At 71.8% G+C, this 25,040-nt stretch carries 20 protein-coding genes; 15 read left to right on the top strand and 5 right to left on the bottom strand.

The window, feature by feature from the left end:
• Position 1 precedes the first annotated feature (1 nt).
• The 8 genes from ABGB05_RS09545 (at position 2) to ABGB05_RS09510 (ending at position 13,355) form a co-directional block, all read left to right on the top strand.
• Complete coding sequence (locus ABGB05_RS09545; protein WP_347652842.1) at positions 2-358, top strand: STAS domain-containing protein; 357 nt, start codon at positions 2-4, stop codon at positions 356-358.
• Between the two features lie 16 nt (positions 359-374).
• Positions 375-812: an ATP-binding protein gene (locus tag ABGB05_RS09540; RefSeq protein ID WP_347652841.1), complete on the top strand. Its 438-nt coding sequence runs from the start codon at positions 375-377 to the stop codon at positions 810-812.
• Between the two features lie 467 nt (positions 813-1,279).
• Positions 1,280-3,664 (top strand): sodium-translocating pyrophosphatase, encoded by a 2,385-nt coding sequence (locus ABGB05_RS09535; RefSeq protein WP_347652840.1) that lies wholly within the window; start codon positions 1,280-1,282, stop codon positions 3,662-3,664.
• Positions 3,665-3,907: 243 nt separating this feature from the next.
• Positions 3,908-4,450 (top strand): hypothetical protein, encoded by a 543-nt coding sequence (locus ABGB05_RS09530; protein ID WP_347652839.1) that lies wholly within the window; start codon positions 3,908-3,910, stop codon positions 4,448-4,450.
• 113 nt (positions 4,451-4,563) lie between these two features.
• Positions 4,564-5,130, top strand: a complete 567-nt coding sequence (locus tag ABGB05_RS09525) for a hypothetical protein (protein WP_347652871.1) — start codon at positions 4,564-4,566, stop codon at positions 5,128-5,130.
• A 470-nt stretch (positions 5,131-5,600) separates the two neighbouring features.
• Positions 5,601-8,462: a type I DNA topoisomerase gene (gene topA, locus ABGB05_RS09520; RefSeq protein ID WP_347652838.1), complete on the top strand. Its 2,862-nt coding sequence runs from the start codon at positions 5,601-5,603 to the stop codon at positions 8,460-8,462.
• A 509-nt stretch (positions 8,463-8,971) separates the two neighbouring features.
• Positions 8,972-9,880: an NlpC/P60 family protein gene (locus tag ABGB05_RS09515; protein ID WP_347652837.1), complete on the top strand. Its 909-nt coding sequence runs from the start codon at positions 8,972-8,974 to the stop codon at positions 9,878-9,880.
• Positions 9,855-13,355 (top strand): BTAD domain-containing putative transcriptional regulator, encoded by a 3,501-nt coding sequence (locus ABGB05_RS09510; protein ID WP_347652836.1) that lies wholly within the window; start codon positions 9,855-9,857, stop codon positions 13,353-13,355. Before ABGB05_RS09515 ends, ABGB05_RS09510 begins: the two co-directional genes overlap by 26 nt.
• A 35-nt stretch (positions 13,356-13,390) precedes the next feature.
• Here the strand turns inward: ABGB05_RS09510 and ABGB05_RS09505 are convergent, their stop codons facing one another.
• On the bottom strand, positions 13,391-14,026 hold the full coding sequence (locus ABGB05_RS09505) for a GNAT family N-acetyltransferase (protein ID WP_347652835.1): 636 nt from the start codon (positions 14,024-14,026) through the stop codon (positions 13,391-13,393).
• A 122-nt stretch (positions 14,027-14,148) separates the two neighbouring features.
• Positions 14,149-15,474 carry a D-arabinono-1,4-lactone oxidase gene (locus ABGB05_RS09500; RefSeq protein ID WP_347652834.1) on the bottom strand — a complete coding sequence of 442 codons (1,326 nt, stop codon included), beginning with the start codon at positions 15,472-15,474 and terminating at the stop codon, positions 14,149-14,151.
• Between the two features lie 197 nt (positions 15,475-15,671).
• Between ABGB05_RS09500 and ABGB05_RS09495 the strand changes: the two genes are divergently transcribed.
• The gene (locus ABGB05_RS09495) at positions 15,672-16,316 is read left to right on the top strand and encodes a TetR family transcriptional regulator (protein WP_347652833.1); all 645 of its coding nucleotides are present in this window, start codon (positions 15,672-15,674) and stop codon (positions 16,314-16,316) included.
• Positions 16,317-16,354: 38 nt separating this feature from the next.
• On the opposite strand, the gene ABGB05_RS09490 is transcribed toward ABGB05_RS09495, so the two are convergent.
• On the bottom strand, positions 16,355-17,575 hold the full coding sequence (locus tag ABGB05_RS09490) for an amino acid deaminase/aldolase (protein WP_347652832.1): 1,221 nt from the start codon (positions 17,573-17,575) through the stop codon (positions 16,355-16,357).
• 366 nt (positions 17,576-17,941) lie between these two features.
• On the opposite strand from ABGB05_RS09490, the gene tmk reads away from it, so the two are divergent.
• From tmk to ricT, 6 genes are all read left to right on the top strand, one after another.
• Complete coding sequence (gene tmk, locus ABGB05_RS09485) at positions 17,942-20,269, top strand: dTMP kinase (protein WP_347652870.1); 2,328 nt, start codon at positions 17,942-17,944, stop codon at positions 20,267-20,269.
• Positions 20,269-21,528: a DNA polymerase III subunit delta' gene (locus ABGB05_RS09480; RefSeq protein ID WP_347652831.1), complete on the top strand. Its 1,260-nt coding sequence runs from the start codon at positions 20,269-20,271 to the stop codon at positions 21,526-21,528. The genes tmk and ABGB05_RS09480 overlap by 1 nt, the downstream gene beginning before the upstream one ends.
• Before the next feature lie 333 nt (positions 21,529-21,861).
• Positions 21,862-22,188, top strand: a complete 327-nt coding sequence (locus tag ABGB05_RS09475) for a YbaB/EbfC family DNA-binding protein (protein WP_347652830.1) — start codon at positions 21,862-21,864, stop codon at positions 22,186-22,188.
• Positions 22,189-22,626 (top strand): hypothetical protein, encoded by a 438-nt coding sequence (locus ABGB05_RS09470; RefSeq protein WP_347652829.1) that lies wholly within the window; start codon positions 22,189-22,191, stop codon positions 22,624-22,626. It begins immediately after the preceding gene.
• Complete coding sequence (locus ABGB05_RS09465) at positions 22,626-23,315, top strand: hypothetical protein (RefSeq protein WP_347652828.1); 690 nt, start codon at positions 22,626-22,628, stop codon at positions 23,313-23,315. Before ABGB05_RS09470 ends, ABGB05_RS09465 begins: the two co-directional genes overlap by 1 nt.
• Positions 23,316-23,391: 76 nt before the next feature.
• Positions 23,392-24,225 (top strand): regulatory iron-sulfur-containing complex subunit RicT, encoded by an 834-nt coding sequence (gene ricT / locus ABGB05_RS09460; RefSeq protein ID WP_347652827.1) that lies wholly within the window; start codon positions 23,392-23,394, stop codon positions 24,223-24,225.
• A gap of 4 nt (positions 24,226-24,229) precedes the next feature.
• On the opposite strand, the gene ABGB05_RS09455 is transcribed toward ricT, so the two are convergent.
• On the bottom strand, positions 24,230-24,616 hold the full coding sequence (locus ABGB05_RS09455) for a hypothetical protein (protein ID WP_347652826.1): 387 nt from the start codon (positions 24,614-24,616) through the stop codon (positions 24,230-24,232).
• On the bottom strand, positions 24,616-24,903 hold the full coding sequence (locus ABGB05_RS09450; protein WP_347652825.1) for a hypothetical protein: 288 nt from the start codon (positions 24,901-24,903) through the stop codon (positions 24,616-24,618). Before ABGB05_RS09450 ends, ABGB05_RS09455 begins: the two co-directional genes overlap by 1 nt.
• Positions 24,904-25,040: the final 137 nt, after the last annotated feature.

Raw genomic sequence — 25,040 nt, 5'->3', positions numbered from 1 at the left:
GATGGAACTGTCGCTGACGACCCGCACCATGGGTGAGCACACGGTGCTGGATGTCGGCGGCGAGGTGGACGTCTACACCGCCCCCCGCCTGAGGGAACGGCTCGTCGAGCTGATCGACGGCGGGGCCCGCCGGGTCGTGGTGGACCTGGGGCGGGTGGACTTCCTCGACTCGACCGGCCTCGGCGTGCTGGTCGGCGCGCTCAAGCGACTGCGTACCGTCAGCGGCAGCTTCGGTCTGGTCTGCGACAAGGAGCCGCTACTCAAGATCTTCCGGATCACCGCGCTCGACCAGGTGTTCCCGATCCACCCCACGGTCGACGCCGCGATCGCCGCGGACGCCCCGGGCGCCGGTGCGTGATGGTGACGGTCGCCGCGTGATGTCGAAGGTCAAACTGTCGTTCACCCCGGCGCCGGTGCACGTGCGTACCGCCCGGCTGGTGGGGGTCGCGGTAGCCCGGCGGGCCGGGGTCGCGGAGGAACTTCTCGACGAGGTACGACTGGCCATCGGTGAGGCGTGCGCCCGGGCGGTCGCCCTGCACCGCCAGTACGGGCTGGACGACCTGGTGAAGGTCGAGATGTCGGACGGTCCGGCGTACACGGTCCGGGTGATCGACCGTGCGCCGATCGAGGCCGGCCTGGGCCTCGCGGCGCTGCCGCCGGACGAACTGGCCGACGAGTCGCTCACCGACGAGGCGTTGACCGTCGGGGTGGGCTTCGCCCTGCTCGCCGGCTTTGTCGAGGACCTGCAGGTGCGCCCGGTGGACGAGGGGATCGGCACCGAGGTCCGGATGGCCTGGCCCGTCGGCCGCTGACCCGGCCTGACCTGCGTCGACCTGGCCCGTCGGCCGCTGCCGTGACTCGCCCTGATGAGCCGCTGACCTGGTCACGGCCCGGCTGGTCGGCGGCTGTGTGGCCGGCCGGCCGACAGTTGTGGCCGTGTTGTTTCCCGGCCGATTCGTCGCCGGTCGGCGGCCGGACTCTGTTGCGGTACAACAGATCGAGGGTGCCCTGTGCCCCTCTAGCAGATTTCGTCCGCTAACACAGCGATGAAGATCATCATAACCGGGTGGGTCCTCTGTGTGACCTCCAACACGGCGGGCGACTAAAGTACCCGGGGTTATCAGCATGTGCGCTGGTCCCGCCCGTGCGGGGAGGTGGCCACCACCCGGCTCCGACCGTCCAGGGCCGACGGCGTACCTGCGAAGTCGCTCCACGCGTGGAGACGTCGGGCCGGTTCGTCCCCCGGCCCGGCGCGAGTGTTCGGTACAGGAGGACATAGATGTCCGTACTCTGGGCCGCCGACAACGGCGGGCTGTCCCTCGAAGGCGAGAACCTGTCGTACGTCGTCGTCGCCGCGGTCATCGCGTTGGTGGCGCTCGGCTTCGCCGGCGCCCTGACCAAGGCCGTGCTGTCGACCGGCAGGGGCACCACCAAAATGCAGCAGATCGCCGGTGCCGTCCAGGAGGGCGCCTCGGCCTATCTGCTCCGCCAGTTCAGAACCCTCGGCATATTTGTCGTACTCGCCGTGGTGCTGCTCTTCCTGCTGCCGGTGCACGACACCGACGGCAACGAGACGCTGGTGAAGATCGGCCGTTCCGCCTTCTTCGTGGTCGGTGCCGCGTTCAGCGCGTTCATCGGCGGCGCCGGCATGGCGCTGGCCACCCGGGCGAACCTGCGGGTCGCGGCGGCGGCCCGCGAGCATCAGGGAGGCCGGGAGGCGGCGATGCAGATCGCCTTCCGCACCGGTGGCGTCGTCGGCTTCCTCACCGTGGGCCTGGGCCTGGTCGGTGCGGCGGCGGTCGTGCTCATCTACCGGGGCGACGCGCCGACCGTGCTGGAGGGCTTCGGTTTCGGTGCCGCGCTGCTCGCCATGTTCATGCGGGTCGGCGGTGGCATCTTCACCAAGGCCGCGGACGTCGGAGCGGACCTGGTCGGCAAGGTCGAGCAGGGTATCCCCGAGGACGACCCGCGCAACGCGGCGACCATCGCCGACAACGTGGGCGACAACGTCGGTGACTGCGCCGGCATGGCGGCCGACCTCTTCGAGTCGTACGCCGTGACCCTGGTCGCCGCGCTGATCCTCGGCCGGGCCGCCTTCGGCGAACAGGGCCTGGTCTTCCCGCTGATCGTCTCGACGATCGGCGTGCTGATCGCCATCCTCGGGGTCTTCATCACCCGGCTGCGGGCCAACGACCGGTCCGGGATGAGCGCGATCAACCGGGCGTTCTACGCCTCGGCGGTGGTCTCGGCGATCCTGGTCGCGGTGATGTCCTACCTCTACCTGCCGGCGTCCTGGGCCGACCTGCTCGGCGCCGACTGGCGGGAGCGGCTCGGCCTGGCGGCCGGCGCGGCCGAGCCACTCGGCCCGCAGGTCGTCGCGATCGGCGCGGTCGTGATCGGCATCGTGCTGGCCGCCGCCATCCAGGCGCTGACCGGCTACTTCACCGAGACCAACCGGCGGCCGGTGCAGGACATCGGCAAGTCGTCGCTGACCGGCCCGGCCACCGTGGTCCTCGCCGGGATCAGCGTCGGCCTGGAGTCGGCGGTCTACTCCGCACTGCTGATCGGGGCCGGGGTCTTCGGCGCGTTCCTGCTCGGCGGCAGCTCGATCACCCTGTCGCTGTTCGCGGTCGCGCTCGCCGGCACGGGTCTGCTCACCACGGTCGGCGTGATCGTCGCGATGGACACCTTCGGGCCGATCTCCGACAACGCGCAGGGCATCGCCGAGATGTCCGGCGACATCGACGAGCAGGGCGCGCGGACCCTCACCGAACTGGACGCGGTCGGTAACACCACCAAGGCGATCACCAAGGGCATCGCGATCGCCACGGCGGTGCTCGCCGCGACCGCGCTCTTCGGGTCGTACACCGACACGCTCGGCACGGCGCTGGCCGACGCGGGTTCCACCCTCTCCATCGACGGGCTGCTCAACGTCGCCAACCCGCGTAACCTGGTCGGCCTGATCGTCGGCGCGGCGGTGGTGTTCCTCTTCTCCGGTCTGGCCATCAACGCGGTCTCCCGCTCGGCCGGTGCCGTGGTGATGGAGGTACGCCGGCAGTTCCGTGAGCTGCCCGGGATCATGGACGGCAGCCAGCGGCCGGAGTACGGCAAGGTCGTCGACATCTGCACCCGGGACGCGCAGCGGGAGCTGATGACCCCTGGTCTGCTCGCCATCATGGCGCCGATCGCGGTCGGGTTCGGACTCGGCCCGGGCGCGCTGGCCGCGTACCTGGCCGGGGCGATCGGTGCCGGCACCCTGATGGCGGTCTTCCTGGCCAACTCCGGTGGTGCCTGGGACAACGCCAAGAAGCTCGTCGAGGACGGCGCGTTCGGCGGCAAGGGCTCGGACGCGCACGCGGCCACGGTGATCGGTGACACCGTCGGTGACCCGTTCAAGGACACCGCCGGTCCGGCGATCAACCCGCTGATCAAGGTGATGAACCTGGTCTCGCTGCTCATCGCGCCGGCCGTCGTCGCGTGGAGCGTGGGCGACAGCCAGAACGACCCGCTGCGGATCGCGGTCGCCGTGGTGGCGGCCCTGGTCATCGTCGTGGCGGTGCTGTTCAGCAAGCGCAAGCCGGTGGCCATGTCGGAGTCCGGATCGGACCCGGACGGGACCGCCGGTGGCAGCGCCACCAAGGAGCCGCAGACGGTCGAGGCCTGAGCGGCAACCCTGCCCGGTAACCACGGACCTGGTCCGGCACCTGTGGAGGTGCCGGACCAGGTCCGTTTCCGGTGCGTCCCGGGTGTGGGGCGTGGAGGAGCCCGGCGGGGGGTCGGTTCCATGCTGGTTTGGCCGGCTCTGTGGTTGATCGGGAGCACGGTCGGCGGACCAGAAGTACGGCGGCCGGACGGCCCGGCGAGCTGCCTCCGCACGAAGGCCGGCGGAAGCCGTACGCTGCAACGCATGCGTACGCCCCGCGCGGCAGCCGCCGGACGCTTCACGGTGGTCCTGTGCACGATCGCCCTACTCGTCGGGGCCTGCGCCGGGGGACCGACCCCACAGGTCTGGGCGGCGGCGGTCTGCAAGGCGTTGGCCCCGTGGCGTGCCGAGATCGACAGCCTGACCCGGAGCACCCAGCAGCAGATGACCGCACAGACCAGCCCGGCGCAGGCGAAGGAGAACCTGGTCCGACTGTTGCGTGGTGCGGAGAAGGCGAGCGAGACCGCCCGGAAGAGGGTGGAGGATGCCGGCGTACCGGACACCGACAAGGGTGCGGCGGTCTCCCAGGGTTTCCTCGCGTCGCTGACCGCGGTCCGCGACGCCTACGGCAAGGCGAGCATCTCGATCGAGAAGCTCGACACCGCGCGGGCCAGCGAGTTCTACCAGGGCGTCCGGGCCGCCGTCGACACCCTCAACAAGGAGTACGACGCCAGCTCGCTGGACACCACCGAACTGGACTCGGTGGAGCTGCAGCAGGCCTTCGACGAGGTTCCGGAGTGTCGCTGACCCCGCCGCACGAGCCGGACCGGCGGGTGGCGGATGGACAGTCCGCCGCCGAGCCGCCGGACCAGGGGACAGCCGGCGGTCAGCCGGACCAGTGGCCCGCCCGACAGCTTTCCCTGTTCGGCGTCGAGGCCACCGAGCCGTCGCCCGGCGATCTCGCCGGTCTGCTCGCCGGTCCGGGTGAGGTGGTCCGGATGGGCGGTACCGCTCGGGTGTCGATCGTGGTGGACGCGGCCTGGCGGGTGCACGTACTGGTCGCGGAGCTGGCCCGGCGTGGCCTGAAGGCCAGCTGGATCGGACGGGTGGAGGAGCAGCACGGGGTGCGGACCTCGTACACCAACCGGCTCGCCCCGCTGGCCACGAGCTGGTTGCGGGGCACGCTGAAACGTCCACCGCCGGGTTTTTTCCTGACCGGCCCTCGGCTACGGCTCTGGGCGGCGGCGGCCGGCCAGCCGGAGCAGGTCGGGTTCCTGCTCCGACTCGGTGCCGCCGACGAGGGTTGCTGGGAGCCGGTCGGGGCGGCCCTGGCGGCGATCGGGCTGCCGGCGGTACTGCTCGACCCGGGGGCGGGCGGTCCGGCGTACCGGATCACCGGACGGCGCCGGCTGGCCCGGCTGGCCGAACTGGTCGGCGACCGCCCGCCGGCCGCCCCACCCGACCGGTGGCCGGGCGCGCCGGGTTGACCTCACCGGCCCGGCGGCCGACCGGCGGGCCCGGCCGCAGGGGTGGCCGGTCGACGGCGTCGGCGGGACCGTTCGGCGGGCGAGGCGGTGCCGGCGGTCGATACCCGGTCGACCGGTTGGCGGAGCCGACGTACGCTGGGATCGACGGCTGTCGTATCCCGGACAACGGATGTCAGATTTGTTCGCTTCCGCCTGTTGTGAGCGTGCTGTCGCAGGCGGGATCCATCCGGTTGGCCACGCGGGAATCAACCGTGGGTGTACGGTGTCGCCGTCCGGCATGACCGTGCGCCCGGCGTTGTCGCGTCCGAGGTCACCGCAGCGTAGCGGGGCGATTCGGCGCCCGCGCAACCCTGGGGTCGGGGAGCGCGTTACGTTGGACGTCCGGCCACCGACGGGTGGATCCGGCGCCGGGGCGAGTGCGGACAGGGCGGTCTGTGGCGCGGAGATCGTGAGTGAGGGCAGGGGACGAAGTGCCGAGTAACGCCAGGAGTACCCGTCTGGTCATCGTCGAGTCACCGGCGAAGGCCAAGACGATCTCGGGCTATCTCGGCCCGGGATACGTCGTGGAGGCGAGCCTGGGTCACGTCCGTGACCTGCCGCGCAACGCCGACGACGTGCCGGCGAAGTACAAGGGCGAGTCGTGGGCGCGGCTGGGTGTCGACGTCGACAACGGCTTCGCCGCCCTCTACGTCGTCTCACCCGACCGCAGGCAGCAGATCAGCAAGCTGACCAAGCTGGCCAAGGAGGTCGACGAGGTCTTCCTCGCCACCGACGAGGACCGGGAGGGCGAGGCGATCGCCTGGCACCTGGTCGAGACGCTGAAGCCCCGGGTTCCGGTCAAGCGGATGGTCTTCCACGAGATCACCCGGCAGGCGATCCAGGCGGCGGTGGCGAATCCCCGGGAGATCGACCGCGACCTGGTCGACGCCCAGGAGGCCCGGCGGATCCTGGACCGGCTCTACGGCTACGAGGTCTCCCCGGTGCTGTGGCGCAAGGTCCGGTCCGGCCTCTCCGCCGGCCGGGTCCAGTCGGTGGCGACCCGGATCGTCGTCGAGCGTGAGCGGCAGCGGATGGCGTTCCGCACCGCCGAGTACTGGGACATCCTGGCCACCCTGTCGGTGCGTAACGGCGGCGACGGACCGCGTACCTTCGGCGCCACCCTGATCGCGCTGAACGGCGACCGGATCGCCACCGGTCGCGACTTCGAGCCCACCACCGGCCGGGTGCGGCCCGAAGCCGGGGTCATGCACCTCGACGCGGACGGCGCGCGAGGACTGGCCGCCCGGCTCGACGGGCGGCCCTTCACCGTCACCCGGGTCGACGAGAAGCCGTACCGGCGTCGGCCGTACGCGCCGTTCATCACCTCGACGCTGCAGCAGGAGGCGGCCCGCAAGCTCCGCTTCTCGTCCCAGCAGACGATGCGTACCGCGCAGCGGCTGTACGAGAACGGCTACATCACCTATATGCGTACCGACTCGGTGAACCTCTCCGAGACGGCGATCGCCGCCGCCCGCCGCCAGATCGCCGAACTGTACGGCGAGCGCAACGTGCCGCCGGAGCCCCGCCGCTACACCGGCAAGGTCAAGAACGCCCAGGAGGCGCACGAGGCGATCCGACCGGCCGGCGACAACTTCCGCACCCCGGGCGAGGTGGCGAACGAGCTCTCCGCCGAGGAGTTCAAGCTCTACGAACTGATCTGGCGCCGGACCATCGCCTCCCAGATGACCGACGCGGTCGGCTCCAGCGTTTCGGTCCGGATCCGGGCGGTCTCCAGCGCCGGCGAGGAGGCCGACTTCGGCGCCACCGGCAAGACCATCACCGAGCCGGGCTTCCTGCGGGCGTACGTCGAGTCCTCCGACGACGAGAACGCCGAGGCCGAGGACGCCGAGCGGCGACTGCCGAACCTGGTCAAGGACCAGCCGCTGACCGCCGACGACCTCGCCGCCCAGGAGCACCACACCCAGCCGCCGTCCCGCTACACGGAGGCGTCACTGGTCAAGGCGCTGGAGGAACTCGGCATCGGCCGGCCGTCGACGTACGCGTCGATCATGCAGACCATCCAGGAACGGGGGTACGTCTCCAAGCGCGGCCAGGCGCTGGTCCCGTCCTTCCTCGCCTTCGCCGTGGTCGGGCTGCTGGAGCGGCACTACCCGAGGCTGGTCGACTACAACTTCACCGCGGCGATGGAGAACGAGCTGGACGAGATCGCCGGTGGTGACCACGCCGCGGTCGACTTCCTCACCGCGTTCTACTTCGGCAGCGGGGACGGCGGCGACCAGTCGATCGCCCGGGCCGGCGGCCTGAAGAAGATGGTCACCGAGAACCTCAGCGAGATCGACGCGCGCAGCGTCAACTCGATCCCGCTCTTCGTCGACGACGAGGGGCGCGCGGTCGTGGCCCGGGTCGGCCGGTACGGGCCGTACCTGGAGCGGCACCTGCCCGGTGCCGAGCCGACCCCGCACGCCGAGGGTGAGGACGGCGGCGGGCACGGGGACCGGGCCACCATCCCGGACGGGGTCGCCCCGGACGAGCTGACCCCGGAGAAGGTGCACGAACTCTTCCTCGGCGGTGGTGGCGAGCGCAAGCTCGGCGAACATCCGGAGACCGGCGAGCCGATCGTGCTCAAGTCCGGCCGCTTCGGCCCGTACGTCTCCAGTGGCGAGCGGACCTCGTCGCTGCTGCGTACGCAGTCGCCGGAGACGCTGACCATGGCGGACGCGTTGAAGCTGCTCTCCCTGCCCCGGGTGGTCGGTACCGATCCGGAGGGTGCCGAGATCGTCGCCAACAACGGCCGCTACGGCCCGTACGTGAAGCGGGGTGACGACTTTCGCTCCCTGGAGTCCGAGGACCAGCTTTTCACCGTCACCCTCGACCAGGCGCTCGCCCTGCTGGCGGCCCCGAAGACTCGGCAGCGCCGGGCCGCCGCGCCGCCGCTGCGCGAGATGGGGCCGGACCCGCTGACCGAGAAGCCGCTGGTGATCAAAGATGGCCGGTTCGGGCCGTATGTCACCGACGGTGAGGTCAACGCGTCGCTGCGGCGCGGCCAGACTCCCGAGGCGCTGACCCTGGAGGAGGCCTCGGAGATGCTGGCCGAGAAGCGCGCCAAGGGGCCGTCGCCGCGGAAGAAGGCAACCAAGAAGGCGGCCGCGAAGAAGGCTGCCGCGGGGGCCGAGGCGGGTACGACCGCGGCGAAGAAGACGACGGCGAAAAAGGCCACGACGGCGAAAAAGGCCACGGCGGCGAAGAAGACCGCTGCGAAGAAGGCTCCGCCGAAGAAGGCGGCGCCGAGGAAGGCGGCCGCGGGGACGGGGGCGGCGGAGGATTCCGCCTGACGCCTGCGGTTGGTGGTGGCCGTGGCGGCGAAGCCGTCGCAGGTTCTGACCAGGACTTCACGCATCATCCCGGCGTGTGCCGAGGGTGCCTCGAAGGTCAACGTGGCGGCGGGGTCCGGTGTCTGGCCGTCCACCGCGACGCGGCCCCGGGACCCGCCCCGGCCGGCTGACCGCGTAGCGGTGGCGGTTTCCGAGTCGCGCCTGGTCCGCCTGATCGACGAGTAGCGGCCGGGCCCCCGGAACTGGGCCCAGGTGGCGCACCGGGCGCAGGCCCGTGCTGACGTCAGCTCCCACCAGCGTCCGTACTCGGTCCGCGTCCAGCCCGGGGCGGCGGGCGGTACGGGTGACGTACGGGCAGCGCCGCGCCAGTGTCGATTCCTACCGTTCCCACCAAGCCGCCGTGGACGTGCGGCAACGCCTGACTCCGATTCCCCGACGGCTTGTCGAAAACGACAGGACGCCGGGGTTGCGAATCTCGCCGATCCCACCGTGGAAGGGAGATCTCACGTATGCAGAGGAAAGCCGGGAAACCCCGCCTCACGACGTTGGTCGCGACTCTCACCGTCGCGGTCTCCGGTGCCGTCTTCGTGGCCGCGCCCTCGGCGTCGGCCGACGGTCTGACCAACCCGAGCGGCACGCTCACCGTCTCCTGCCCGGGCGCCGAGGCCTTCATCCAGGTCGACTGGAAAGCCGGGGACAGGGTGACCGTTCGCTGGCGTGTCGACGACACCGGTACGGCGACCAACATCTCTCCGGTGCTGCGGATCCAGGCCCACTCCGCCGACCACAGCGCGGCGCCCTTCATCTTCCCCAGCGGCGACGCCTACTTCGTCCTCAGGGGCGGCAACGGCCACCACGAGGTCGGCCTCAGGTCCGACTGGAACCCTGACAGCATTCCCAACATCAATCACCTGAAGGTGCGGGTCCAGAACGGGACGACCGAGCAGGGAACCTCCTGCTACCAGGAGAGGAACATCTTCAACTGGAGCATGATCGGCCACAAGAACGCCATGGCCAAGCGCGGTGTGGCCTATCGAACCGGAGGAGTGGGAACTCCGGAGCACCCGGGCTACGACTGCTCGGGCCTGGTCTACGCCTCCTACAATCCGATCGGCAACTTTCCCGGCTGGCCGGTCCGCCGCGCCGTCGACATGTGGAACTGGGCCAAGGACAACCAGTCTCCGGGGAAGTTCTACGCCAAGTCGGTCGACTACTCGGACCTGAAGGTCGGTGACCTGATCTTCTACAAGACGACCAGCGAAGCCGTCGGCCACGTCGCCTTCTGGGAGGGCGACGGCCAGATCCTCGACGCGCTCGAACCGGGCACCACCGTCAGCGTCCATTCCGAAGGCAGCCTCCGCAACGTCCGCGTCGCGGCGTTCCGCATCCTCGGTGTCTCGACCGTCGCCAACGGATGACCGTCGCCCCTGGGTGTCCTGGCCGCGCCCGGGACGCCCAGGAGCCGCCGCCGCACGACGGCTGACCGGCCCAGCGCCGGCTCTGTGGAACCTCGGCCCCGGCGTGCTCCAGCCAGCACTCCGGGGCCGCTGGCGTCTTCCTGGCCTAGGATCATCTGGTGCTCCGAAGACCGCGGATCATCAGTCTGGTCACTCGGCGCGGGTACGAGTGACGGCGACGAGCTTCGGCGGGCTGCTTCGCGCCCATCGCCGCCGTACCGGAATGACACAACAGGAACTCGCCGCGCGGGCGGGCGTGAGCACGGGCGCGATCCGCGATCTGGAACAGGGCAGGACGAGAAGTCCGAAATGGGGCTCGGTCCAGGCCATCGCCACCGCACTCGGGCTGAGCGCGCGTGACGTCGGACAACTTCACGCCACCGCCGAGGCCCAACGCGTACACCGCGCCGAAGCTGGTCCGGTCCGTGCGGGCCCGCTGCGCATCCGGGTGCTCGGTCCGGTCGAAGTCTGGCACGGCGATGTCCAGGCATCCCTCGGCTCCGACCGGCAACGCACGCTGCTCGCGCGGCTCGCACTCGGCGCCGGCGCGGCGGCCGGCCAGGACGAACTCGTCGCACTTCTGTGGCAGCACGGCGAAGCCCAGAACGCGGTGAGCCTGCTCCACACGCACGTCGCCAGGTTGCGCCGGCTGCTGGACTCCGACGGACGGACCGGCAGCGTGCTTGTCGGCGGTCAGGCCGGGTACCGGCTCGTGGTCAGCGCCGATCATCTGGACCTACTGACGTTCCGCGAACTCGTCGCGCGAGCGGCGTACGACGCGCCGGAGGCGGCGTTGACCCGGCTTGCCGAGGCCGTCGCGCTGTGGCGCGGTGAGATCGACGCGGAGCGGGTGGTGTTGAGCCCGCTCTACACCGCGGTAGCCGCCGAGTACACCAACGCGGTCCGGACGTTCGCCACGCTGGCGCGCGATCTCGGCAGGCCGGAACGGGCACTGACACCGTTGCGGGAACTCGCGGATCGGCACGAGCTGGACGAGCCGCTGCACGTCGAGCTGATCCTGACCCTGGCCGCGAGCGGCCGGCAGGCAGAAGCACTCGCGGCGTACGACCGGATCCGGTCCACACTCGCCGACCAACTCGGCATCGATCCTGGAGAGCGGCTGCGGTCCGCCCAGCTCGCGGTGCTTCGGCAGCAGGAACGACAGGCCCGCCGGACCACGGGGCGGATCGCAATCCACCAGGCACCCGCCCCGCCGCCGGACTTTGTCGGCAGGGCGGACGAGATGGACAGCATCGAGACAGCGCTGGTCAGAAGCGGTCAGCAGTCCGGACCGGCCTCGTCCCGAATCGTCCTGATCAACGGAATCGCCGGGGTTGGTAAGACCGCTCTCGCGCTTGCCGCCGCCGACCGGTTGCGCGCGAGGTATCCGGACGGTCAGCTCTACGCCGACCTGCACGGTGCCGCCGCGACCGCGTCGAAGCCGATGCAGGTGCTCGGCCGGTTTCTGCGCGCGCTCGGCGTGCCGGGCCGGCGGATCGGGACCGACGACGTCGAGGCGGCCGCACTGTTCCGCAGCGAGCTCGCCGACCGGCGGATGCTGGTGTTACTGGACAACGCTCATGACGCCGACCAGATCCGGCCGCTGCTGCCGGGTGCGGGCCACAGTGACGTGATCGTGACCAGCCGACGGCGGATGCCCGGCCTCGCCGGGGCGAAGGTTGTTGACCTCGAACCGCTCGACGCGGAGGAGGCGATCACCCTGATCGCCGCGACCGCAGGGGCGCACCGGACCGACGCCGATCCCGCTGCGGCGCGTGCCCTCGCCGAGGCGTGCGCACGGCTGCCGCTCGCGCTGCGTATCGCGAGCGCGCGGCTCGCCACCCGGCAGGCGTGGGCCATCGGCGACCTCACCCGCCGACTGCACGACGACAACCGCAGACTCAGCGAGCTGTCCACCGGTGACTCGAGCGTGCTCAGCAGCTTCCAGCTCAGCTATGCCGACCTGAGTGCCGCGGCCCAGCGCGCGTTCCGGCTGTGCAGCCTGCATCCCGGTGACGATTTCGGCGCCGACGGCACCGCCGTCCTGCTGGGGATGCCGCCGGACGAGGCCGATCGCGTGCTGGAGGACCTGCTTGAGGCGAACATGCTGATGCAGTACGCGACGGACCGCTACCGGTACCACGACCTGCTCGGCCTGTACGCCCGACAGCTACTCGCCCAGGACACCGAGCGCGAAACCGCGCGCTCGCGGCTGTACAGCTGGTACGCCGAGGCGGTGACCGCCGCGATGGAGTGGGTGTACCCGCAGCTCGTGCGACTCGAGACGCATGCCGGGCGGGACGGGTTCTTCGCGTCCGGGAGCGATGCGCTCGCCTGGCTGGACGTCGAGCTGCCCGCGTTGGTCGCCGTCGTCAGGCAGACGGCCAAGTCCGCCGACCCGGCGCTGTCCTGGCGGATCACCGACCAGCTCCGCGGCTACTTCCTGGTCCGCCGGCATGTTGATGGCTGGCTACCCCTGGCGCAGGTGGGTCTGGACGCGGCCGTCAGGGCGGGCGACGACGTCGCGCGGACCGCGATGTTGATCAGCCGTGGCCAGGCGCTGTGGTCGGTCGGCCGGGACGAGGAGGCGCTGTCCGACTGCCTCGCCGGCGAGCGGTCCGCGGTCACCATCGGCTGGACGACGGCCGCCGCGTACCTGTCTCACCACATCGGGTGGCACCATCTGGAGCAGGGCAAGCTCGCCGACGCGGACCAGTGGCTGCGCCGCGCGCTCGACCTGACCGAGGACGACCAGCTCGGCCACGTGCGGGCGGTCGCGCTCAACGGACTCGGGGTGATGCGGTTGTGCCAGGGCGAGCTGCGGGACGCCGCCGAGCTGCTCAACGCGGCGCTGGAGATAAACGAGGCAACCAGCCGGGAGACCTCGGCACTGGCCAATCAGGGCAATCTGGCGAGTGCGCTACGTCAGCTTGGCGCGGAGGCGCGCGCCTCCGAACTGCTCACCAAGGCACTCGCGGGTTACCGGAAGGGGGCGAACCTGCGCGGAGAGCTGTCTACCCTGGATGAGCTGAGCCAGCTGCACAGACAGCGTGGAGACGCCACCGGGGCGCTGGAGGTGGCGAGGCGAGCGCACGACATCGCCGTCGCGGTCCACGACCGGAAGGCCACCGCCCAGACCGCGGCCACCGCGGCACAGGCGTATCTCGCGCTCGGCGACGCGACGACCGCAACCCGGTGGTTCGAGGACTCTGTGCGGATCGCGCACAACACCTACCCGTTTGTCGAGGCACGGGCCTTGGTCGGCCTCGCCGCCGCCCGGCTCTCCGCCGGTGACCCTGCATCGGCGAGCCGCACCGCTGAACAGGCCGTGGCGATCGCCGGGTCCTGTGGCTTCCGGCTGCTCGAAGAGCGGGCGTTGGCCGCGCTGCGCGCATCGACGGGACAGGGAGGCCCACCACCACGACCGCACCGGTAGCGGTGGTGGCGGTCGGGGCACGGCCGGGTGGTCCGTCAGGCGTCGGCCGTCGGCCTGGGGCGGCGGAAGCCGTACGTCTGGTAGCGCGGCTGGAAGCCGAGTGAGGTGTAGAGCCGGTGCGCCGGCAGGTTGTCCGCGTTGTAGTGGACGCTGACCGTACGCATGCCGGCCGCCCGCATCCCGTGCATCGCTACCAGCATCGCGGCCCGGGCCAGTCCGCGTCGGTGGACGTCGGGGTGGGTGCCGACCGGCTCGAAGTGGCCGAGCCGGTTGTGGTCGTCCAGCCAGTGGACGGTGAAGGCGGCGATCCGACCGTCCGGGGCCTCGACCACGATCTCCCGCTCCGGGTCATACCCGGGTTTGGTCATCACCGCCGACCGGTACAGCTCACCGGTCCAGTCGGTGTCGAAGCAGCGGTTGCGGGCCTCGGCGAGCTGGTCGGCGTCGGTGGGCCGGGCTGGGCGGACCACGAAGCCGTCGGGCACGGTCGGCTCGGGTAGCGGGGCGCCGAGGTCGCGCTCGGTGACGTTGTCCCAGGTACGGAACTGGGTGAAGCCGAGTTCGGTGAGCAGGCGGATCCGGGTGACGTCCCGGTCGTACACGTCGGTGAGGACGTACTCCTCGGTGTCGGCGAGGTGCCGGGCGGTCGTCTCGTACGCGACCCGGAGCATCTCGTGTTCGGTGGGGCCGCCCCGTAGGTCGGGGGCGGTGAAGACGTCGAACGCCGCACCGAACCGCAGGTTGATGGCGAGGCCGACGACCGTGCCGGTCAGCTCCCAGACCTGGACCGGGGTCAGTGGCCGAGGACCTGCTCGGTGTAGGAGTTGGCGAAGACCCGGTCCGGGTCGAGCCGGTCGCGGACCGCCAGGAAGTCGGCGAACCGGGGGTACGCCGGAGCGAGCGACGTCGCGTCCCGGTAGTGCAGCTTGCCCCAGTGCGGTCGACCGCTGAGCGCCGCCGCGACCTGCTCGAAGGCCCGGAAGTACGGCTCGGCGGGCATGCCGGCGTACTGGTGGATCGCGAGGTACGCCGACTCGCGTCCGTAGCCGTGGGAGAGCCAGATGTCGTCCGGGGCGGTGAACCGGACCTCGACCGGGAAGAGGACCTTGAACGGGAGGTCGTCGACGATCCGGCGCAGTCCGGCGAGCGCCTCGGGGAGGGCGGCCCGGGGCAGGGCGTACTCCATCTCCTCGAAGCGGACCCGGCGCGGGGTGCAGAAGACCCGGTCGGAGCGGGCGGTGTAGGTGCGGGCGGTGAGCGCCCGGGCGGAGACCGCGTGGATGGTCGGGACCAGGGCGGGGGCGGCCCGGCCGAGCCGGCAGGCGCCGGCGAAGACCGAGTTGGCGAGGAACTCGTCGTCGAGCCAGCCCCGGAACCGGGGCAGTGGCCGGTCGTCGGTCGGCACCCGATTGTTGATCTTTACCTGGACCCGGTCGGTGTACGGGAACCAGTAGAACTCGAAGTGGTCGTTGTCGCCGATCAGGGTGGGCAGTTCGGCGAGGGTGGCGGCGAGTGGGGCGGGGCGTTCCTCGGCCCGGAGCACAAAGGCGTCGACGCAGCGGAGGGTGACCTCGACGATGACCCCGAGGGCGCCGAGGCCGACCCGGGCGGCGGCGAAGATCTCCGGTTCCACCTCTTCGGAGCAGGTCAGCAGCTCACCGGTGCCGGTGACCAGGGTGAGCCCGGCGACGAAGGTACTCAGGCAGCCGTAGTCGGCCCCGGTCCCGTGGGTGCCGGTGGAGATCGCCCCCGCGATCGTCTGTACGTCGATGTCGCCGAGGTTGGCCAACGCGAGTCCGTGTTCGGCGAGCAGGGTGTTGAGGGTGTGCAGCGGCATGCCGGCGGGCACGGTGACGAGGCGCCGCTCGGTGTCGACGTGGACCGGGCCGGTCAGGGTGGCGAGGTCGAGCCACTGGTCGTCGGCGCGGGCGACGGCGGTGAACGAGTGTCCGCTGCCGACCGGCTTGACCCGGCGTCCGGCGGAGCGGGCGGTTCGGACGGTCTCGACGACCTCGTCCACCGTCGACGGTCGGCGCGCCTCGCCGGTACTGCGCTGGTTGCCGGCCCAGTTGGACCAGACGGCCGGGGTGGTGCCGGAGGGGGTGGTACGGCCGCGCATCTGACCTCCCCGGACATGGCAACCGGTGCCATGGACGAATGTGAATTACTCTCGTGTCATGTGGTGGGTGGGAGTGAGTAAATCAGGATCGTCACGGCGAGTAAATACCACATTTCGCCTGGCTCGTTAGTCCCGGTAGCGTTTCGAAAACCGCGACGCCTAGCAACCTTCATCCCGTCGAAAGGGAGTGGCGACGAGTGTCCACGTCAACCGCCACATCCGGTCCACTGCGCCGCGTACCGGTGCAGGGCCGTAGCGTCGCCCGGGTACAGCGCATGCTCGACGCCTGCGCCGAGATAGTCGACGAGGTCGGCTATGAGGGGCTGACCACCACGCTGCTCGCCGAGCGGGCCGGAGTGGCCATCGGGTCGGTCTACCAGTTCTTCCCGGACAAGCGAGCAATCGTGCAGGCGTTGACCCTGCGTAACATGGAGGCGTACCTGGAGCGGCTGGCCGACCGGTTCTCCCGGGGAGACCTGACCCACTGGTGGGACGGTGTCGACGCCGCGATCGACGAGTACATCACCATGCACCGGGAGGTTCCCGGGTTCCGTACCCTGCACTTCGGTGACGTGGTCGACGTCCACCTGCTGGACGAGGACCGCGACAACAACGGAGTCATCGCCGAGCAGTTGGCCCGGGTGCTGGTCGAGCAGTTCGGCACCACGGACGCGCCCCGGCTGCGTTTCGCGCTGGAGATCGCGGTGGAGGCCGCCGACGCGCTGATCAAGCTGGCGTTCCGCCGCGCCCCCGACGGCGACGAGCTGGTGCTGGCCGAGGCGACCGCGCTGATCCGGGAGTACCTGCACCGGCACGTCGACGCGGCACCGTCCGCCGGCTGAGGCCGTCCGGCGGCCGGTCGGGGGCGTCCGGTGGTCGGTCAGAGGAAGGTGCGGCGCTCGCCGCGGTACGTCGGCACGCTGCCGACCACCCGGTCTCCCTCGACCAGGTGGAGTTCGGCGACCCGTTCGGCCAACTCGCCGGCCTTGGCGTGCCGGAACCAGACCCGGTCACCGACCCGCAACGCGTCCGCGCTGGTCCCGGTCACCGGGGTCTGCACCTCGCCGGCGCCCTCGGTGCCGGTCAACCGCAATCCGGCCGGCAGCCACGGCACCGGCAGCCGGTTGCGGTCGGCGATTCCGGAGGCGATCCAGCCGCCGCCGAGCAGGGTCGCGACGTCGCGGCCGGGCCGGCGGACCACGGAGAGCGCGAAGAAGGCGGCGGGGGTGGGTCGCCAGGCGCGGTAGGCGTCGAAGAGTGTCGGACCGTACAGGCCCGATCCGGCGGTGAGTTCGGTCACCGTCGGATCGGCCGTGGTCAGGGCGATACTGCCGGTGCCGCCGCCGTTGACGAACTCGAGTTCGGCGTGCTCGCGCACGGCGGTCACCGCCGCCGCGCGCCGGTGCAGCAGTTCCCGGTACGACCGGCGCTGCAGCAACCGGATCGTCGCCCCGCGCATCGCCTGCCCGGGCGGGGCGTCACCGAGCCCGGCGATGTGGCCCTCGTACGACATCACGCCGACCAGGCGGAAGCCCGGCCGGCCGGCGATGGCGGCGGCGAGGGCGCCGGCGTCGGCGGCCGAGTGCACCGGTGACCGGCGGGTCCCGACGTGCACCCGGGCGCCGAGGCGACCGGGCAGCGGGCGCCAGGACGCGTCCAGTTCGAGGCAGATCCGCAGGTCGGCCCGCTGACCGGGCGCGGCGACCGCGTCGATCAGGTCGAGTTGGTCGGTGCTGTCCACCATGAGGCAGATCGCGGCGGCGAGGTCCGGGTCGGCGGCGAGTTGGGCCAGCGCCGCCCGGTCGGCGGTCGGATATCCCACCAGGGCGTCGCCGGTGACCCCGCTGTGGACCAGCCAGATCGCCTCGCCGAGGGTGTACGCCATCACCCCCTGCCAGCCGGGCCGGCGCAGCGCCCGGTCGAGCAGCGGGCGGCAGCGCAGCGACTTGCTGGCGATCCGGATCGGTTTGCCGCCGGCCCGGCCGGTCAGCGCGCTGGCGTTGGCGTCGAACGCGGTGAGGTCGACCACGGCGAGGGGTGGTTCGAGGTGCGCCGTCGCCCGGTCCAGGCGTTGACGCAGCGTGTCGCGTTCGGTGGCCATTCGAGCACGGTAGCCCTCCTGACCGTAATGCGAAACCATCTCGCATATTCCTGGACCGGTGCACCCCGAGGTCGGCCCGGGGCGACGGCTCCGGGGAATGTCGGGGTCAGCGCCGCTGCGTACCGGGATTAGAGTGTGCTGCGGGGGAGCCCAGCGATGGGCCGGCACGCGAGGGGGACGGCCATCGACGCGAATCACAGTGGCGCCGGGCAGGGGGCGGCCGAGTCGTCGGCCGGTACGCCTGCCCCGCCCACCACGGCCACCCCGTCAGGCGCGTCCGGCGGCGGCAGCGGTCCGGTCGACCGGACCGGCTACCAGGCGCTCCGCTCCGTCCTGCGGATCCGCCCGTTCCGCCGGCTCTGGCTGGTGCTCGGCGCGGCGTCCTTCGGCGATTGGCTCGGGTTGCTGGCCACCTCGCTCTTCGCCGCCTCCCAGGTCACCGGCGACACCGCCAAGGGCCTCGCGTTCGGCGGCGTGATCGCGGTCCGGTTGCTGCCGGCCCTGGTGCTCGGCCCGATCGCCGGCGTACTGGCCGACCGGTTCGACCGGCGCTACACGATGGTCATCTGCGACCTGCTGCGCTTCGTGCTCTTCGCCTCGATCCCGCTGGCCGCGCTGCTGAACGTCGGCGGCGGTGTGGTGGTCGGCTGGGCGGCGGTCGCCACCTTCCTGATCGAGGCGATCACCCTGATCTGGATCCCGGCCAAGGAGGCCGCGGTCCCGAACCTGATCCCGCGCAGCAAACTGGAGGCCGCGAACCAGTTGACGCTGATCACCACGTACGGGATCACCCCGATCCTCGCCGCGGTGATCGCCGCCGGGCTGGACCGGACCATCCGGGCCGCTGCCGGCGGTCCGCCGCCGGGCTGGGCCGAGCCGGCACAGCTCGCCCTCTACGTCAACTCGCTCACCCGGCTCGCCACCGCGCTGGTGGTGCTCTTCGGCATCCGCGAGATCAGCGGCCGGGGCGGGATCCGGGACCGGGCCGGGCAGGCCGAGGAACAGAGCGCGCTGCGGCAGTTCGTGGACGGCTGGAAGTTCATCGGAAAGACCCCGCTGGTCCGTGGCCTGGTGCTCGGCATCTTCGGCGCGTTCGCCGGCGGTGGCGTGGTGATCGGCACCGCGAACTTCTTCACCAAGTCGCTGGCCGCCGGTGAGGCGGCGTTCTCGCTGCTCTTCGGCTCGATCTTCCTCGGCCTGTCGCTCGGTATCGGGCTCGGTCCGATGGTCGTCCGGGAGATGTCCCGCCGCCGCTGGTTCGGGTTGAGTATCGTCCTGGCCAGCGGCTCGGTGCTGGTGCTGGCCGGCTCCATCCACCTGTCGATGGCGATCCTCGGCGCACTGCTGGTCGGCGCCGGCGCCGGAATGGCCTTCCTGGCCGGCACCACCCTGCTCGGCGGCGAGATCGCCGACGAGGTACGCGGCCGGGTCTTCGCGGTGGTGCAGACCGGCACCCGGCTGGTGCTGATCCTGGCCATCTCGGTCAGCAGCCTGCTGGTCGGTCTCGGCGGATCCTGGCAGCTGCGCATCGCCGACCTGGGCATCTCGGTCTCGTCGACCCGGGTGCTGCTGCTGGTCGCCGGACTCGCCGGCATCTTCACCGGGATCAAGGCGTTCCGCCAGATGGACGACAAGCCGGGCGTGCCGGTCCTGGCCGACCTCTGGGGCTCGATCCGGGGCCGGCCGCTCTTTCCGGCCGAGCCGTTCGCCGCCACCGGGATGTTCGTGGTCTTCGAGGGCGGCGAGGGGGCCGGCAAGTCGACCCAGGTCAGCCGGCTCGCCGAGGCGCTGCGGCAGCAGCACCGCGAGGTCGTGGTGACCCGGGAGCCCGGGGCGACCGCCGCCGGCGAGCGGATCCGCCGACTGGTGCTGGAACGGACCGAGGGCCAGGAGCCGCTGGCGCCCCGGGCGGAGGCGTTGCTCTACGCCGCCGACCGCGCACACCACGTGGCCACCGTGGTCCGGCCGGCGCTCGCCCGGGGCGCGGTCGTGATCAGCGACCGGTACGTCGACTCCTCCCTCGCCTACCAGGGGGCTGGTCGTACCCTGCCGGTCGAGGAGATCTCCTGGCTCTCCTCCTGGGCCACCGGTGGCCTCAAGCCCGACCTGGTTGTCCTGCTCGACGTCGAGCCCCGGACCGGCCTGGCCCGGGTGGCGTCCCGGGGCGGCGAGGCGGATCTGCTGGAGAGCGAGTCCCGCGAGTTCCACGACCGGGTCCGGTACGCCTTCCTCGACCTGGCCTCCGACGACCCGAAGCGCTACCTGGTGCTGGACGCCTCCCGACCGGCGGACGAACTCGCCACGCAGGTCGCCGACCGGGTGGTCGGCATGCTCGGCGATCCGGAGGGTACGGCGGCCGACACCCGGTCGACGGAGTCGGCGAACCGGCCGGAGTTATCCGACCCGAGCTCCTTCGACTCCGACCCGGACTCCTTCGACTCCGACCCGAGCTCCTTCGACTCCGACCCGGGTTCCTCTGACGCTGGCCGGGCGACGGACAGCCGCCCCGATGGGGTCGGTTCCGTCCCGGCGACGGGCGCGGACGCCGAGGTCGTCGCGGCCGACAGCCATCCCGGTGCGGCCCCGGTGGACGGGCACGGGCGCCAGGGCGGCGGGTCCGGGGACGCCGGGGCGCCGGCGGAGAGTCGTTCCGCCACCGTCACGGGTGAATTCGAGCTCGAACGGCGGTCCTGATGCCGGACGTCTTCGCCGAGCTGGTCGGCCAGCCGGAGGCGGTCGACACGCTGCGCCGGGCCGCCCTCGCCGCGGCGGAGACGGTCCGGATCGCCGCGGAGACGCTCCGGGACGGTGTGCAGTCGCCCGGAGGTGATCCGGCGCCGGGCGGCGACACATCGGCCACCGGGGCCGGGAGCGCGATGACCCATGCGTGGATCTTCACCGGCCCGCCCGGATCGGGGCGGTCGGTCGCGGCCCGGGCGTTCGCGGCGGCGTTGCAGTGCCTCCGGGGCACCGGCTGCGGCGAGTGCGCCGGCTGCCACACCACGCTCGCCGGCACCCATGCCGACGTACGGTTCGTGGTCCCCGAGGGGCTCTCGATCGGGGTCGCCGAGATGCGGGCCCTGGTGCTGCGGGCGGCGAGTACGCCGAGCGGCGGCCGCTGGCAGGTACTCGTGATCGAGGATGCCGACCGGCTCACCGAGGCGGCCGGTAACGCGCTGTTGAAGGCGATCGAGGAGCCGCCGCCGCGTACCGTCTTCCTGCTCTGCACCCCGTCCACCCACCCGGACGACATCTCGGTCACCATCCGCTCCCGGTGCCGACTCGTGGCGTTGGTGCAGCCGCCGGCGGAGGCGGTGGCTGCCGTACTCCGGGACCGGGACGGCATCGCGCCGGACGTGGCGGCCTGGGCCGCGGCGGCGGCGCAGGGGCATGTCGGCCGGGCCCGCCGGTTGGCCCGCGACCCGGACGCGCGCAAGCGGCGGGAGTCGGTGCTCGCCGTACCGCGTCGGCTGACCAGCGTCGGCGCCTGCTTCGACGCGGCCTCCACCCTGATCGAGGCGGCCGAGGCGGAAGCGGCGGCGGCGGTCGCGGAGGCCGACGCGGCCGAGCGGGCCGCGCTGGAGACCGCACTGGGCGCCGGCGGCACCGGGCGGGGGGCGGCCGGGGCGATCCGGGGAGCCGCCGGGCAGCTCAAGGACCTCGAACGACGGCAGAAGTCCCGGGCCACCCGGGCTCAGCGGGACGCCCTCGACCGGGCGCTGGTGGACCTGGCCGGGTTCTACCGCGACGTGTTGACCGTCGCGATGCGCGCCCCGGTCGCCCCGGTGCACACCGATGTGGCGACGACGGCCGAGTCCGCCGCCGGGAAGTGGACGCCCGAGAGCACGTTGCGCCGGCTGGAGGCGGTGCTCCGCTGCCGTACGGCGATCGAGACCAACGTCAAGCCCCGGATCGCGGTCGAGGCGATGATGCTCGCCCTGTGGCGCGGCTGACCCCGAGCCTCCCCTCGCCCGACCCTCACGCCGCGTGGGGATCCCGTTGATGATCTGAGCGTTACCGCCCCTACCGGGCCGGAATAAGGTCCAGGATGCTCAGATCATCAGCATCTGGGGGGTGGCACGTGGCTGGCGGACCGAAATGCCCGACCGTTGGCTCCGGGCGCTTCTGCGTAGGACGTTTTGGAAGCGGGTCTTCCGTTCGGGTGGACCGAGCGGTACGGTCCAGTGCCGTAACGTATCGAAGGTGACATATTCGAGCGTCAACCTCCGTCGGCGGCCGGAAGGCGATGGCCAACGGACATCCGGGCGACGGGAGAGGACCGGCCGATGGCGCGGGAGATCGACGAGGCCTGGGTCGAGGAGGCGATCGAGCGCTACCGCCGCATCGAGGCACTGCAGGCCGAGTTCGACCAGGCCGTGCGGCGGGCCGAGGTCAGCGTCCAGTCCCCGGACGGCCTGGTCGAGCTGATCGTCACCGCCGACGGGACGATCAGCGACGTACGTTTCCTGGGACCGTTGCACGCCCGCAGCGGTGTGGAGGTGGCCCGGTCCGTCCGGTCCGCGATCGCCGCCGCGCAGGACGCCGCCCGGTGGGCCCGGGAGAAACTGCATACCGAGACGTACGGCGAGTACCGCCGGCTCACGGAGGCCTGAGTGGACAGTCTCCGCGACCTGGCCGGCCGGATCGACGACGCGACCGAGACGCTGGCCGAACTCGCCCGCCGGCTGCCGTACGTCGGTGCGGCGGGGGACGCGCTGCACGCCGACGGCCCCGGACGGCCGGGCGAGATCGGCCGGGCGCTGCGGCGTCAGTGGGAGACGATCCTCGACGACCGGGTCCGGGAGCTGACCGGCGCCGCCGACCGGCTGACCGACACCGCCGCCGCGCTGCGCACCGCCGCCGAGTGGTACGCCGACAGTGACGACGCCGCCGAGCAGCGGTTCCTGGGCGGCGCGACCGGTCGGTACGCCGAGAGTGGCGGTCGGTACGCCGAGGGTGGCGGTCGGTACGCCGAGGGTGGCGGTCGGTACGCCGAGGGTGGCGGTCGGTACGCCGAGGGTGGCGGGCGTGGGACGGGAGGGGAGGGCTGATGGACGCGCTCGACCATCTCGCCGGCCCGGGCGCCGACCTGCTCCGCCGGGTCGACACGCTGCTCGGCGACGCCGGTGCTCCCGCCGGACACCCGGTCTGGCCGTTGCTCCGCCGGCTCCGGGTGTTGCCCGGGGACGCGCTGGACGCGGTGCTCGCCTGCCGTCCGGCCCCGCTGGTCGCCGCCGGCGCCGCGACCCGTACCGCAGGGCGGGCGTACGACGAGGTGCGGGTCGTGCTGACCGGGCCGGGGAACTGGCGGGGGTCGGCCGCCGAGGCGTACGCGGTGCGGCGGCGGGCACTGGTGACCTACCTTGGGGACGGGCCGGGGAGCCTGGCCGGGCGGATGACCACCACGGCCGGGTACGCCGACGCGGTCGCCGACTGGATCGGACGTACCCGGGGCGCGTTGGCCCGTACCCTCGCCGAGGTGCTCGGCTCGGCGGAGGCGGTGACGGTGGTGACGGCACCCGCCGACGGTCCGGTGACCGGTCCGGTGACCGGTTCGGTGGCCGCCGCCGAGATCGGCGCCCGGGTGCTGGCCACGGTCGCCGAGGCGTACGACGAGGTGGAAGCGTTGTCGGGACGGTGGGCGGCGGAGCTGGCCGGGGTGGGTCAGCCGCCGGCCGGGCCGCCCGTACCCGGTCCGGACGGGGACGGTCCGGTCGACGCCGGACCGGTCGTGGTCTGAGCTGGCGTCACCCGGCCGGGGCGGCTGGCGACGGTGACCGTTCGGTCCATGGTCGGATCCGTCGTAGGGTGTCGGTATGGGCATGCTGTGCGCGGTCAGTTTCAACCGTTACGGCCGCCTCTACTACCTCGACCCGGGTGAGCTGCGTCCGGAAGTCGGCGACCGGGTGCTGGTGCCGACCGACGAGGGTACCGAGGTGGCCGAGTGCGTCTGGGCGGCGCAGTGGGTCTCCGACGACACCAGCGGTTTTCCCCGGCTGGCCGGCATGGCGACCGAGGCGGACCTGCGTCGGGACGAGACGCAGCGGCGGCGTAAGGCCGAGGCGAAGGTGGCGGCGAAACGGCTGATCCGCGAGCACGGGCTGCCGATGAAGGTGGTCGCGGTCGACCACGTACTCGACGCGGGCTCGGTCGGCGCGAACAGCGCCCGGACCACGATCTACTTCACCGCACCGCACCGGGTCGACTTCCGGTCGCTGGTCCGCGACCTGGGCGCCACCCTGCACTGCCGGGTCGAGCTGCGTCAGCTCTCGGCCCGGGACTCGGCGCGGGTCCAGGGCGGCATCGGCTCCTGCGGGCGGGACCTCTGCTGCGCGACGTTCCTGACCGACTTCGAGCCGGTGACCATCCGGATGGCGAAGGACCAGGACCTGCCGCTCAACCCGCTGCGGATCTCCGGGGCGTGCGGGCGGCTGATGTGCTGCCTGAAGTACGAGCACCCGCTCTATGCCAACAGCGCCAGCTATCCGACGCCCGGCCAGCGGGTCGAGACACCGGAGGGGCCGGGGCGGGTCGTCTCCCGGCACCCGCCGAGTGAGACGGTCACCGTCCGGCAGTCGTCGGACGGCAGCACCAGCCGGTGCGCCCTGTCCGACGTCTGCGGTTCACGCCGGGCGTACGAGCAGCGCTGAGCGGCTACGGACTGCTGTTGCCGCCCCGCTGATCCGGTGACCGGGACGGTGGGAACGTGCGGACCGGGTCGGCGTACCCGCGGAGCAGCAGCGCGCGGCGGATCATCCGGTCGACCGGCACCCAGCCGATGAACCGGGCGTGCAGTTCGACCGGGTCCGGTCCCGGATTCGGGTTGAGCTTGTACAGATCCTCGGTAGCCTCGTGCAGGCACAGGCCGAGATAAACGAAAAGGGCCAACGGATCGTGTCGGTATTCGACGCGTAACGTCGCCCTGGCGCTGTCGCACGGCCAGTCGGTTTCGCAGATCCGGCAGGCCCAGGTGGGCCGCCGGGGAATGTGCTCGCCGGGATTGGTGAATGCCGCCGCGTTCCGCAGCACCGGGGTGCCCATCAGTTCGGGCGGTCACTGGTACGGGACCGCTGGGCCGGGGTGAGCCGGCCGGCCCGGCCGACCCGGTGCCCGTACCCGGTGGGGCCGGGCCACGACGGTCGCTGGTTGGGCCGGTCGGACCCGGCGGGGCCGTGCCACGCCGGGCTCTGGTTCAGGGTACGGGGTCGGGCGCCCGGGTCCGGGTCGAACGGCATTGGTACGACCGGTACCGCGTCCGGGCAGGCCCAGCGGAATCCGCACCAGCAGTAGCGCCAGAGTCGTCGCCAGTTTCTCCGGTGGGCTCGCATGTGCTGGCACCTCTTCGCCGATCCGATTCCATCAACGTCGTCGATTTCCACCCTGGACTGACAGCACTCAGTTACGGGAGATGTGTGATGAGTAGTGGTCGGCGAGTGTGGACCCGCCGGCCGCAGTACGACACACC

It is taken from the genome of Plantactinospora sp. B5E13, from assembly GCF_039871775.1.
GTDB lineage: Bacteria > Actinomycetota > Actinomycetes > Mycobacteriales > Micromonosporaceae > Plantactinospora.
The sequence above is the reverse complement of the archived record's forward strand: the minus strand, read 5'-3'. Positions and strand labels throughout refer to the sequence as shown.